The organism is Rhodoferax lacus, from assembly GCF_003415675.1.
Taxonomy (GTDB): Bacteria; Pseudomonadota; Gammaproteobacteria; order Burkholderiales; family Burkholderiaceae_C; genus Allorhodoferax; species Allorhodoferax lacus.
The window spans coordinates 40,819-54,068 of sequence record NZ_QFZK01000012.1 but is presented as its reverse complement, the minus strand read 5'-3'; the positions used below and the strand labels follow the sequence as shown (position 1 = coordinate 54,068).

At 64.2% G+C, this 13,250-nt stretch carries 4 protein-coding genes; all 4 read left to right on the top strand.

All coding sequences use genetic code 11. The features are described 5' to 3' along the window. Positions 1-15: 15 nt before the first annotated feature. The 4 genes from DIC66_RS16460 to DIC66_RS16445 all read left to right on the top strand — a co-directional run bounded on the left by DIC66_RS16460 (position 16) and on the right by DIC66_RS16445 (position 13,242). Complete coding sequence (locus DIC66_RS16460; protein ID WP_117179183.1) at positions 16-10,320, top strand: filamentous haemagglutinin family protein; 10,305 nt, start codon at positions 16-18, stop codon at positions 10,318-10,320. Between the two features lie 101 nt (positions 10,321-10,421). Beyond that, positions 10,422-12,143 (top strand): DUF2341 domain-containing protein, encoded by a 1,722-nt coding sequence (locus tag DIC66_RS16455; protein WP_117179181.1) that lies wholly within the window; start codon positions 10,422-10,424, stop codon positions 12,141-12,143. 2 nt (positions 12,144-12,145) lie between these two features. Continuing rightward, positions 12,146-12,556 carry an ExbD/TolR family protein gene (locus DIC66_RS16450; protein WP_117179179.1) on the top strand — a complete coding sequence of 137 codons (411 nt, stop codon included), beginning with the start codon at positions 12,146-12,148 and terminating at the stop codon, positions 12,554-12,556. Between the two features lie 2 nt (positions 12,557-12,558). After that, the gene (locus tag DIC66_RS16445; RefSeq protein ID WP_199534775.1) at positions 12,559-13,242 is read left to right on the top strand and encodes a hypothetical protein; all 684 of its coding nucleotides are present in this window, start codon (positions 12,559-12,561) and stop codon (positions 13,240-13,242) included. Positions 13,243-13,250 lie beyond the last annotated feature (8 nt).

Below are 13,250 nucleotides of genomic sequence, written 5' to 3'. Positions count from 1 at the left end.
ACCAGGACACCCGACATGAACCGCAATTGTTACCAGCTCGTTTTCAACGCCACCCTTGGCATGGTGGTGCCGCAGGCCGAGACCGCACGCCGCCGCAGCAAGTCCCCTGGCAGCGTCACGCTGGCTGGTGTGGCACTGGCCAGCGCCGTGCTGGCCGCACCCGCCTTTGCGGTGTTGCCGGTGGCCGGGCCGGGTGGCACGGCGCCTGCGTTTGTAACCAGCGGCAGTGCCAGCTACCAGACCGCTGGCAATGTGGGAACCATCAGCCAGGTGGGCAACAAGTCGATATTGAACTGGCAGAGCTTCAATGTGGGCGCGGGCAACACCGTCAAGTTCCAGCAGGTGGATTCGCTGGCCACCAAGAACCTGGTGCAGGGTGCCAGCTTTACTTCGCTCAACCGCATCTGGGATGCCAACCCCAGCGTGATCTCGGGCGCCATCACCCAGGGCGCGGGCCAGCAGGCCAACATCATCCTGGTGAACAACAACGGGATTGCCTTCATGAACGGCGCGCAGGTGAACCTCAACAGCTTCACCGCCACCAGCCTGAACATGGCCGACAAATACGTCACCAGCGGTTTGCTGGGTGACAACCTGAGCCCGCAGTTTGAAGGCAGCACCGGCTTCATCAAGGTGATGGAGGGTGCACAGATTACCGCAGGCAGCCAGGGCCGCGTGATGCTGCTCGCGCCCACCGTGGTCAACCGCGGCAGCGTCACCGCCCCCGATGGCCAGGTGATTCTGGCCGCCGGCACCAAGGCCTATCTGCGCGTGGCCGACAACGCCGACCTGAACCTGCGCGGCCTGTTGATCGAGGTGGACAGCCCCACCAACGTGGGTGCGGCCAATACCGGCGTCACCAGCGATGTGGCCAACGCTGCCGAAGACCGGCTGGGCCATGTGACCAACAGCGGCACCCTGTCCACACCGCGCGGCAACATCACCATGGTGGGCTATGCGGTCAACCAGAACGGCATTGCGAAGGCTACTACCTCGGTGGTGTCGAATGGCTCTATCTATCTCATGGCCAAGGACACCATGACCACGGTGGGTACCACCGCGGACTCCAGTCGCGCCGGGCAGGTTGTCCTGGGTGCAGGCAGCGTCACTTCGGTGCTGCCGGATGTGGCAGATGCCACCACCGCCGTAGACAACATCGAAAAAGGTGGCACCGGCCTGGATCAGCAGTCTGAAATTCGCGTGCTGGGCAATCGCATCTACATGGCCGGTGGCGCCAGCGTGGTGGCCCCATCGGGCAAGGTGGATTTTCTGGCGCTGGATGACCCCTCCAAGCTGACCGCAGCCGGAACCACCTTTGTCCTGCCTTCCAGTACCGCGCGTCTGGATATTGCGGCTGGCGCCGTGATTGACGTGGCGGGCCTGTCTGACGTGGCGGTGTCGGTGGCACGCAATACCGTGGAAGTGCAGTTGCGCGGCGACGAGCTGAAGGATTCACCGATCAACCAGGTCGGCGCATTGCGCGGACAGACGGTCTACGTGGACATCGCACAGGCGCTGGCCAATGCCGCAGCAGGGCAGCAAACCTTGATTGCGGCCGACAGCTTGCAGGCCTATGCCGCAAAGACCAACAGAACCGTGGCAGAGCGTTCCACCCAGGGCGGCAAGGTGAAATTCCAATCGGAGGGTGAGGCGATTCTGGAAAACGGATCTGTCGTCAACCTGTCCGGGGGCAGCCTGGCCTACCAGGGTGCCGTGGTGCAGCGCAGTCTGGTGGGCTCCAACGGCAAGTTCGTGGATGTGACCAACGCGCTGGCGACCACCCGCTATGACAGCCTTCCGACCAGGCTGGTGGTGAACTATGGCCGCTGGAACCACCAGGACACTTTTAGCTCCGGGCCCACCAGCCGCTATGTGAACGGCTATGCCGAAGGCAATAGCGCCGGAACCCTGTCCCTGGTCTCCCTGGGCGCGGCCTATCTGCAATCGGATGTGATTGGCAACACAACGGTAGGCGCCAACCAGCGCGCCAGCGGACAGGCTCCCAAGGGCGCCACGCTGACCGTGGGCAGCGCAAGCAATGCCAGCGTCGCCGACTACAAGATCAACCAGCAAGTGCTTATCAAGGAAGGCAGCAGCAGCCTGCCTGCCGGCTTTGCCATGGATGCTGCGCTGACCAACGCACAGCGGCAGACGCTGGAACTCAACAGCAGCCTGCTGGGCACCAACCGGATTGCAAATCTTGAGGTGTTCACCAACAGCAGCCTGGTGAGCAGCGCAGCGCTGAGCGCGCCCGCCTTGGGTGAAATCTCGCTGGTGGCCAATGCACTGACCGTGCAAAAAGACCTGTCCACTGCGGGCGGCAGCATCACCCTGTCGGCACGCAACACCACGTCTAATCCGCTGAACGATCCTGTATTGCGCATTGCTGACCATGTGGCGCTGAAGGTGGGCGGAACCTGGGTGAATGACAAGCTCTCTGGCGCGGGTTCTGCTGCGCTGCCGGTGCTGAATGCGGGCACGGTCAGCCTCAGTGCAGCGGCCAATGCCGATGCGGGCACCGGCCTGTTCGATTCGCGCGGAACGCTGGACATCGGCCAGGGTGTGTCTATTGATGCCAGTGCCGGTGCCTACATGGCGGGCACTGGAAAGATCAGCAATGGCAAGGCAGGAGAAGTTTCGCTTGCTGCGTATACGGTCACCGGCCTGCCCGCGACCATGCAAGCCTATGGCGCCACACAGGGCGGCAAATTGTCGCTGTCTTCCAACGCGGTTCAGATCGGAGGCACGGCAGGCAATGGCGTGTTGGCCTTGGATGCGGACATCCTCACACGCGGTGGCTTTGGCGAGTACGCCATCACGGGCCTGACCACACTGGATGTGGCCGAAAACACCGCGGTACTGGCCCGGCAAACCAACCGTCAATTGAACACTGCAGCCGCCATGGCCACCCGGCCCAGCGGCACGGCCCTGGCCGATGTCAGCCAGCTGCTGGTGCGGGACGATGCGGTGCGCAAGGCGGTTACCGTCTCGCTGACCGCACGCCAGGCCAATGCCGGTGAAGGCGTGTTGACGGTGGGGCGCGGTGCCACGCTGGCCACCGATGTGGGCGGCAAGCTGACCTTGAGCGCACGCAACACGCTGGACGTGGAAGGCAGCCTGGTGGCGCGGGGCGGAAACATCAGCTTGCAGCTGGACAGCAGCACCGGCTACGGCCGTGTGGCTTCCGACGCCAACGCGTTGTGGCTGGGAAGCGGCGCGGTGCTGGATGCCAGTGGCGTGGCCGTGACCTCCGTGGATTCCAAGGGCCTGACGCAGGGCAAGGTGCTGGCGGGCGGCTCCGTAACCCTGAATGCCAGAACCGGCTATGTGGCGGCCCAGGAAGGCAGCCGCATATCCGTGGCCGGTGTGGCTCCGGTGCGCCTGGATGTGGAAAACGAGAGTGGCGGCATAGGCCGCGTGGTGGGCAGCGATGCCGGCAGCGTGCAGGTATCGGCAGAAGAGGGCATGGTGCTGGCCTCGACCTTGCAGGCACAGGGCGGCAGCGCCAGCAACCGCAATGGCAATCTGGGCATCAGCCTGTCCGCCAATGCACGCCTGTCCACGCAGGGTGCCGGCTTTGATACACAGGCGCGCGAACTGCACCTGGCCAATACGGTGGCAGCCCAGGTGGGTGCTGCTTCGGCCACCCAGGCCAACCCACTGTTTGCAGATGCGCAGGTGACGCGTGCACGCATTGGCGTGGACAAGATCGCGGCAGGCGGCTTTGACACGGTGGCCATCAGCAGCCGCGACGGCATCGTGCTGGAGGGCAACCTGAACTTCGGCGGTGGCACTGCACTGCCCATGCGCGAGCTCAAACTGGATGCGGCGCGCATAGAGACCAACGGCGGCAATGCAACGCTGGCGGCCGACGCCGTACGCCTTGGCAACTACGACACCGCCAACCGGGTCGGCACCGCGGGTAGCACCCAGAACACCGGTACCCTGACAGCCCGCGCACGCATGCTGGAGCTGGCAGGCAATCTGCGCCTGCAAGGTATGGCCTCCACGACCGTGGCTGGCTCCGAGTTGGTGCAACTCAGCGGTATCACCCGCGACAAGCTTGACGGCGCCGGTGTCAGCACAGCCACCTACGAGAACTCTGCCCACCTCACCACCACGGGCAACCTGACGCTGCAGGCCGGCGTGGTCACACCCAGCAGCTATGGCGATGTCACGCTGCAGGCGGCCGGCAAGACCATACGCTTTGAGGCCCTCGGTGCAGCACCCACGCAGCCCCTGTCGGCTTTGGGCAGTTTGAAGGTGCAAGCCCAGGCCATCGAGCAGGCCGGACGCATCTGGGCCCCCCTGGGGCAGATTGCGCTGAACGCTACCAACCAGGTCACATTGTCTGCGGGAAGCGTGACCTCGGTCGCGGCCGATGCGGGCTCGGTACTGCCATTGGGGCAGATCCAGAATGGTCTGAACTGGGTCGTGAACGTGGACCCCAGTCAGGTGCCCAAGGGCCAGTTGAACCTGGCCACGCTGCCCCAAAAATCCGTGAGCATGAGCGGTGCCAGCGTGGACATGCAGACCGGCTCCACAGTCAACGTGGCTGGTGGTGGCAACCTGCAGGCCTATGAATTCACAGTCGGCCCGGGCGGCTCGCGCGACATTCTGGCCGATGCCAACGTCTATGCCGTGGTGCCCAGCTTCAAGGGCGGCTTCGCGCCCACCGACCCGCAGGAGTCCTTCAATCTGCGTGCCGGTACGTCCATCTATTTGAGTGGCATGCCGGGCCTGGCCGCTGGTACCTACACCCTGCTGCCTGCACATTACGCGCTGCTGCCAGGCGCTTTTGCGGTGCGCCTGGACACGGCCTCCAGCATCCTGCCCGGGCAGGAATACACGCGCCAGGACGGCGTGCGCATTGCCAGCGGCTACCTGACCGATTCGCGCAGCGGCGCGCCGCGTGATGCCAGCTGGAAGGGGTTTGAGGTGCTGACGGGCGCGCAAATCCACGCCCGCTCGGAACTGACGGTGAGCTCCGCCTCGGACTTCTTTGCCGGCAGCAACAGCCGCCCCATGGATGCGGGCCAACTGGTCATCGCCACCACCGGAACCGGCGCCTCCAGCCTGCAATTGAATGGCAGCTTTGTCACCGCCGCAGCCAGCGGCGGGCGTGGTGCGGCAGTGGACATCAGTGCCGACCGGCTGGCTATCGTGAGCGGCGCCACCACCGGCATAGACCCGACAGCGACCGTGCTGCAGGTCGACACCTTGAACGCCATGGGCGCCAGCAGCCTGCTGCTGGGCGGTACCCGCACGGTCGTGGGCGACACCATCACACTGCAGGTGGGTGCCAGCAACACCACCCTGGCCAACGGCGCAGGAAACGCCCTGCAGGCACCCGAGGTGATCCTGGCGGCCACCGACACAGTCACCCTGAAATCCGGCAGCAAGATCGTGGCCGAGGGTGCAGGCACCGATGGCGGCACGCTCACCACCGACGGCATGGGCGCCCTGGTGCGCGTGGCCTCCAGCGCCACCACGTTTGTGCGCACCGGCAACCCCGGCACCACCCAGGGCACGCTCACCAGCGAAGTGGTGGGCGGCATTGGCAGCACGCTGCAGGCCACCAAGGCCGTCACGCTGGATGCCACCCGGGAAAACGGCTTCAAGGGCAGCACCAGCTTTCGCAAAGCCGGTCAGGCCGTGGCGGGCTACCTGGCGGTGGGCGCCTCCAAGGTCAACTTTGGCAACGCCAACGGTGCCAGCGGCGTGACCTATTCGCAGGACGATCTGGACGCACTCAACAGCCTGGCCAGCATGGCCTTTACCAGCTACTCCACCTTTGACCTCTATGGCGATGTGAAGGTGGGCGGAACGAATCAAGCCAATCGCCCCACGCTGGCCAGCATCACGCTGCAGGGCGCGGGCCTGGTGGGCCGCGGTGCGGGCAGCAACACGGCGTCCATCAACGCCAAGTCGGTGCTGCTCTCCAACCCGGGCGAGCTGGCGTTCTCCAATGGCGGCTCAGCCGGCAGTGGCCAGTTGGCCATCGTGAGCGACACCCTGACCCTGGGTGCGGGCAGCAAGACGCTGGACGGCTTCAGTTCAGTTGCCATCTCCAGCGACCAGGTGCTGGGCCAAGGCACCGGCAGCCTGAATGCCTCGGTGCCGGTCAGCATCAACACCGCGCGCCTGAGTGGCGCCTCGGGCTCTGACCAGACCTTGGCGCTGAGCGGGGGTGGCATCACCCTGAATGCGCTGACACCCACCACCGCGCTGGCGGCCGCGACCGGGCTGGGTGCACGGTGGACCCTCAACGCTGACAGCGTAGCCCTCAACACGGCGGTGGACTTGCAGGGCGGCCAATTGACAGCGCTGGCCCGAAGCGGCGATGTGAGCGTGGGTGCCAACGGGCGCGTGGACGTCTCGGGGCGCAGCGTTGCATTTTTTGACCAGCAGCGCGCCGCCCCGGCGGGCAGAGTGGCACTCACCAGCACCAGCGGCAATGTGCTGATGGCTGCGGGTGGCCTGATCGATGTGTCTGCTGCTGCAGGCGGCGATGCCGGTACCCTGCAACTGTCGGCCGTTGCTGGCACGGTGCAAGTGGCAACAGGCAACCTCTTGGGCAGCAACGCTGCCGATGCGGCCGGTGTGCGCGGCGAAGGCGCCCGCGTGCAGGCCGATGTGGGCAGCCTGGCCAGTTTTTCGGACTTCAACAGCGCACTGGGCGCAGGCTATGCGGGCCAGCGCCAACTGCGCGTGCGCAGCGGCGATGTCACTGTGGCCGCTAGCGATGTGGTGCGGGCCAAGTCCGTGGATATTTCAGCTGACACGGGCAAGATGAATGTCGCTGGCACTGTTGATGCGTCCGCAGCGGAGCAGGGCAGCATGGCGCTGTATGCCGGGTCGGACTTGACGCTGGCGTCTACCGCCAACCTGGTCGCTACCTCCAGCAAGGTGGGCAAGGCTGGTGGAACGATTGCCCTGGGATCGACCAGCGGCGTGCTGAGCACGGCTGCAGGCAGCCGCATGGACGTCAGCGCGGGCAGCGGTGGCGTGGGCGGGCGGGTGAACCTGCGCGCGGCCCGCACCGGTGCCGGTGCAGGCACTGGTGTGAATGTGTCGGCGCTCAGTGGCAGCATTGCCGGAGCCAGTTCGGTGGTGGTGGAAGCCGTCAAGACTTACAGCGGCATCGATACCCTGCTGGCCACGGGTGGCGCATCGGGCAGCACGCTGGACCTTGACAGCATCAAGGCCGACAACGACAGCTTTGGTGCCAACACCGCAGCCATCACAGCAGCTCTGGGCAAAACGGCAGACAGCAGCTTCCACGTGCGCGCCGGAGTGGAAGTGCAGTCTGGCGGTGATCTGGTTCTGGGGGACGGCACTGCAGCAAACGACTGGAACCTGTTGGGCCTGCGCACCAATGGCGTGGAGCCCGGAACCCTGACGCTGCGCGCGGCAGGCAATCTCCTGATCAACAGCAACCTGTCGGATGGCTTCAGTGCTGCCACCCGCAATGGCCTGGACGGCAAGCCTGCCCTGGTGGCTACAGGTGACGCGTGGTCCTACCGCCTGGTGGCCGGCGCCGACAATGCTTCCGCCAATACCCTGCGCACCCGCACCAATGCGGCTGGCAGCGTAACGCTGGCCAATGACACGCAGATTCGCAGCGGCACGGGCAGCATTGCCATGGCTGCCGCCAGGGACATTGTCCTGTCCAACAGTGGCTCGGTGGTATACACCGCCGGCAAGACGGACAGTGTGGCCGCACCCGTAACGCCCCTGTTTGCGACCTCTACCTACGCGGGCGGAGACGTCAGCCTGAACGCCGGGCGGGATGTCCGCATGGCAGCACCTACGCAGCTTTACTCCGAGTGGCTGTTCCGCCAGGGCCGCCTGGCCACCAATGGACTCAGCTATGCAACCCAGCCTGCATGGTGGGTGCGCTTTGATCTGTTCAAGCAAGGCGTGGCCACTCTGGGCGGCGGCAATGTGTCGGTGGCCGCCGGAAGGGATTTGTTGAACGTCTCCGCCAGCGCCGCAAGCCAGGGCCACCTGAGCACCACCAACCCCGGCACCGCAGCCATGGTGAAGACCGGTGGCGGCAACGTGCAACTGCAAGCCGAGCGGAACGTGATGGGTGGGCAGTTTTACGCAGACAACGGCGCGATGCGGGTCACGGCGGGCGGCAAGGTGGGTGGCGCAGTCGACGCTGCGGGCCTGGAAGCCGCTCCTTTTGTGTACCCGGTGATTGCGCTGGGGGATGCCACAGCGCGCATTGAGGCGCAGGGTGATGTCAACATTCTGGCCATCTTCAACCCCACGCTGCTGCCGCAATCCACCGCGGGCAGCGTAGGCAGCACGGTAGCCAATGTGGTGGGTAACGCGGCCGCAAAGACACTGCGGCGCAGCGTGTTCTCAACCTACGGTGAGAACACCGCAGTGGCGCTTGGCAGCGTGGCTGGCGATGTCATCCTGCACGACACGATTCAGGGTGGTGTAGCCGCCAATATGAAAGACGCTTACGGACAGTTGCGTACGGGTGAAAACAGCCAGGGCATTTTCGACAGCCTGCTCAACTACCTGCCGCCCAGCCTGGAAATGGCAGCCCTGCAGGGCGATGTGAAGTTGCACACAAACCCGCTGGGTGGAACCTACACCCTGGCGCCCTCTGCCAGCGGTCAATTGGACCTGCTGGCCCATGGCAATGTGCAGCTCAAAACCTCCTTGGTGATGAGCGACCGAGATCCGAATACGCTGGCCAACCTGCTACGCCCGGCGAACACTGCCACGGCAATGGACGAAACAAGTTCACTGAACACCAGTCTCTTGCATGCAGGAACGCCGGTGCATGCCAATGACACACAGGCCGCACACCTTTATGCCGTGACGGGCGATGTATCGGGTGTGTCCGAGGTCACAGAAAAAACTACTGATGCCTCGATGACGGATCTGGTTACCGCCAAGGCCCTGCAGGTGCGCGCCGGGCGTGATGTGTTGGACTTCAACGCCAATATCCAGAATGCCAACGCCAGCAGCGTGAGCTATGTGCAAGCCGGTCGTGACATTGTCTACGGCGCGGGCGCCGACCGCACCGAGAGCGACGGCATCAAGATCTCCGGCGCCGGGCGCCTGGAAGTGACCGCCGGACGCAACCTGGACCTGGGCACCTCCAGCGGTATCCGCAGCCGCGGCAATCTGGAAAACGCCAACCTGGGAAGCCAGGGCGCTGACATCCAGATCGCCGCCGGTGTGGGTGCGCAGGGCATTGACTACAGCGGCACCGTCACGCGCCTGCTGGCCAAGTTGCAGTCCGGCAGCGTGGACGATGCCACCTTGTGGCAGGCCCGCTGGCTGGTGGGTGACAGCAGCCTGAATGCGGCGCAGTCGTCCACCGCCGTGGCGGCAATCGCCGCCTTGCCCACCGAGGTACAGCGCCTGCAAGTGCGTGACATGGTCTACACCGCGCTGCGCACCACGGGCCGCGACTACAACAGCAGCGCCAGCGGCTTTGGTGGTGACTACGCGCGCGGCTATGCAGCACTCGACCTGGTGTTCCCCGGCATTGCCACCAAGGCGGCAGACGACAGCTTTGCCAACTACCAGGGCAATGTGAACCTGTTTGCCAGCCGCATCAAATCGGAGAGCGGCGGCAACATCGAATTCATGGTGCCGGGCGGCGATGTGTTGGTGGGTCTGGCCAACACGCCCGCCGTGCTGGTGGGTGGACGTTTGACCAACGGCACCAAGGCGCCCTTGAATGACGTGCTGGGCATCGTCGTCGCCAGTGCCGGCGACATCAAGGGCTTTGCGCGCAATGACATTGTGGTCAACCAGTCGCGCATCTTGACGGTGGGCGGTGGCGACGTGTTGCTGTGGTCCAGCGAAGGCGGCATTGATGCAGGCAAGGGCAAGAAGACCGCCAGCGCCGTGCCGCCACCAGTCATCAAGATTGATGCCCAGGGTAACGTGACGCAGGTGCTGCAGGGTGCAGCTACGGGCAGCGGTATCGGAGCCCTGTCGGTGGCCGGTGTCACCGCCGGTGACGTGGACCTGATCGCGCCCAAGGGCACGGTCAACGCCGGGGACGCGGGTATCCGTGCGGGCAACCTGAACGTGGCAGCCCTGGACTTCAAGGGTGCGGACAACGTGGCAGTCAGCGGCAAGTCGGTGGGTACGCCGGTGGCCGATACCAGCGCGGTAACAGCAGCTGCATCGGGTGCCAGTTCCATGGGGGATGACGCCAGCAAGAATATTGCCGCGGCCAGCCAGAACGCATCGGATGCAGCACGTGCCGCGCAGGCCTTGGCCACAGCTCTGAAGCCCACCATCGTGCGCGTGGACGTGCTGGGCTTTGGTGAATAAAGCCCCCACGCCGCCCATGTCATATGCGTTACACACGTGATTTATAAACTCGCCGCACAGGGCGAACCACGTTCTTTTATATATATTTATTTTTATCTTCCATGAAACGCCTCCTAGCCATCGCCGCCCTGTTTTTGCTCATGCCGCTGTCGGCCCACGCTTGGTGGGACACCGACTGGACCGGAAGAAAAAAAATCACCCTCGACACCAAGGCCGCAGGCATCACCACCGACGCCGCACAAGTGCCTTTGCTGGTGCGCCTGTCCAGTGCCAACTTTGATTTCCTGGCCAGCAAGGAAGACGGCAGTGACCTGCGCTTCATGGCCGAGGACGACAAGACGGCCTTGCCCTTCCAGATCGAGCGCTTTGACAACGTCAACAACCTGGCCTTCGTCTGGGTGCAGGTGCCCAAGCTGCAGGCCGGCAACACCACGCAACACATCTGGATGTACTACGGCAACACCAAGGCATCCGCGGCTGCGGCTGCAGCGGTGTTTGATGCGCAGCAGTTCGCGGTCTACCACCTCAATGAAACCCAGGGCCTGCCGCAGGATGCCAGCGGCAAAGCCATGCACGCCAGCACGTCCAGCGCCACGGCCGTGCCCAGCGGCCTGATTGCAGGCTCTGCGCGCCTGAATGGTGACGGCGGTGTGGTGCTGAACAACGCAGCCCTGCAACAGGCCAAGGAAATTACCGTGTCGGCGTGGATCAACGCTGAGCGCGGTGAAGGCGAAGTGTTCTCCTTTGGTGGCCTGAGCCTGTCGCTGGCGGATGCCGTTCCGGTTCTGAAAATGGGCGGCACCACCTACAAGGCCGCCGAAGCGCTGACACTCAATGTGTGGCACCACGTGGCCGTGACCGGTGGCGCGCAGGCGGTACTCTACGTGGACGGCAAAGCGGTGGCCAATGCCGCCGGTCTGCTGGTGGCTGGCAACACGCTGCGCGTGGGTGCGGGCCTGGTGGGCAAGATCGATGAAGTGCAGGTGTCCGGCATGGCGCGCAGTGAGGCCTGGCTGGCCGCGCAGGTGCAGTCGCAAGCCGAAGCCGGCATGCTGGTATCCCAGGGCGAAGAGCAGACCACCGACACCAGCGAAGGCCCCAACTACTTCAAGGCCACACTGCAAAACCTGACCGTGGACGGCTGGGTGGTGGTGGGCATTTGTGTGGTGATGTTCATTGTGGCGATCTACGTCATGGGCAAGAAGCTCCTGCTGCTCAACAGCATGGAGCGTACCAACCGCACCTTCACCGAAGAGTTCGGCAAGGTCACCCGTGGCCTGCTGGAAATGGGCCAGGATGCCAAAGCCCACGCCGGTGCGCTCGATGGCCTGACCACGCACAAGGCGGATTTTTCTTCTTCGTCGCTGCACCGCATTTACGCCGTGGGCGTGGCCGAGCTGAAGTCGCGCTTTCCCAAGGAGGCTGATGGCCACCACGCCTTCCCGGTGATTTCCAACCAGGCCATCAACGCCGTGCGCGCCTCACTGGACGCGCAGCTCACCCGTGAGCGCCATGGCCTGGACAAGGGCATGGTCTTGCTGACCATCGCCATCTCGGGCGGCCCCTTCCTGGGCCTCTTGGGCACGGTGGTGGGTGTGATGATTACCTTCGCCGCCATTGCTGCTGCGGGTGATGTGAACGTGAATGCGATTGCCCCCGGTATTGCGGCAGCGCTGGTGGCTACCGTGGCCGGTCTGGGTGTGGCGATTCCGGCGCTGTTTGGCTACAACTATCTGCAGACCCGCATCAAGGGCGTGGGCGCCGACATGAATGTGTTCGTCGATGAATTTGTCACCAAGATGGCAGAAAACTACGGCGGCTAAGCATGTCAAAAGCTCAAGAAGACGGCGCGGTCTATGACGACATCAACATCACGCCGATGCTGGATCTGTCGTATGTGCTGCTGGTTATTTTTATTCTGATGACCACGGCCTCGGTGCAGGGCATCAAGGTCAATCTGCCCAAGGCCAGCAACACGCCCAGCCTGGCCAAACCGGCCACCAAGGCCATCACCATCACGCAGGATGGCAGCCTGTACCTGGACGCCTACCCCATGGCCACGATTGCCGATCTGGAGCAGCGCCTGGTGGCCCTCAAAACAGCCACGCCGGAGTTTCCGGTGGTGCTCAAGGGTGACTCGGCCGTGCAGTACGCCAAGGTGATGGAGGTGCTCGATCTGCTGGGCCGACTGGACCTGAACCAGGTCGGCCTGGTGACGCAAAAGCTGGTCAAGTAAGCATGCAATCCGGGCAGGTAAGTACGGAAGACCGCAGCATCTGGCAACGCTACCGCTGGGTGTTCATCGGGTTGGGTGCGCTGGCGCTGGTGGGGCTGTGTGTGGCGTGGCTGCTCAAGCTGATGGCCACGGGGGAAGAGCCGCGCAAGAAAAAGGTGATTCAGGAAATCGCCCTGATGAAGCCGCCACCACCGCCCCCGCCACCCAAGACGCCGCCGCCTCCGCCCAAGGAACAGGTCCAGGAAAAGATGGACATCCCCAAGCAGGATGCGCCGACCAAATCCGAGGCGCCTCCACCCGGGCCCGACCTGGCCGTGGATGCGGCCGGCACGGGCGCCGGTGACGGCTTTGGCCTGGTGGGCAAAAAGGGTGGTGCCGATTTGATAGCCGGCGGCGGCAGCGGCACGGGCAACAAGTTTGCCTGGTACGGCGCGCTGGTAAAGGACCGCATACAGGACGCGATTGCGCGCGACAAAAAGCTGCGCGAGGCCGGTGAGTTCTCGCGCAATGTGAATGTCTGGATATCTGGGGGCGGCCAGATCACCCGTGTGGAGATGGTGGGTGCTGGCGACAAGCCCGAACTCGACGAAACCATCAAGGCCGTCATGAAGGCCATGTCAGCCTTGCGCGAAGGCGCACCGGGTGACATGCCACAACCCGTTCGCCTGCGCATAGCGTCGCGATGAATTTTGAA

Bases quoted from the DNA above. Each gene is read 5' to 3' on its own strand.
- DIC66_RS16450 (WP_117179179.1), top strand. From the start codon at position 12,146: ATGTCAAAAGCTCAAGAAGACGGCGCGGTCTATGACGACATCAACATC.
- DIC66_RS16445 (WP_199534775.1), top strand. From the start codon at position 12,559: ATGCAATCCGGGCAGGTAAGTACGGAAGACCGCAGCATCTGGCAACGC.
- DIC66_RS16460 (WP_117179183.1), top strand. From the start codon at position 16: ATGAACCGCAATTGTTACCAGCTCGTTTTCAACGCCACCCTTGGCATG.
- DIC66_RS16455 (WP_117179181.1), top strand. From the start codon at position 10,422: ATGAAACGCCTCCTAGCCATCGCCGCCCTGTTTTTGCTCATGCCGCTG.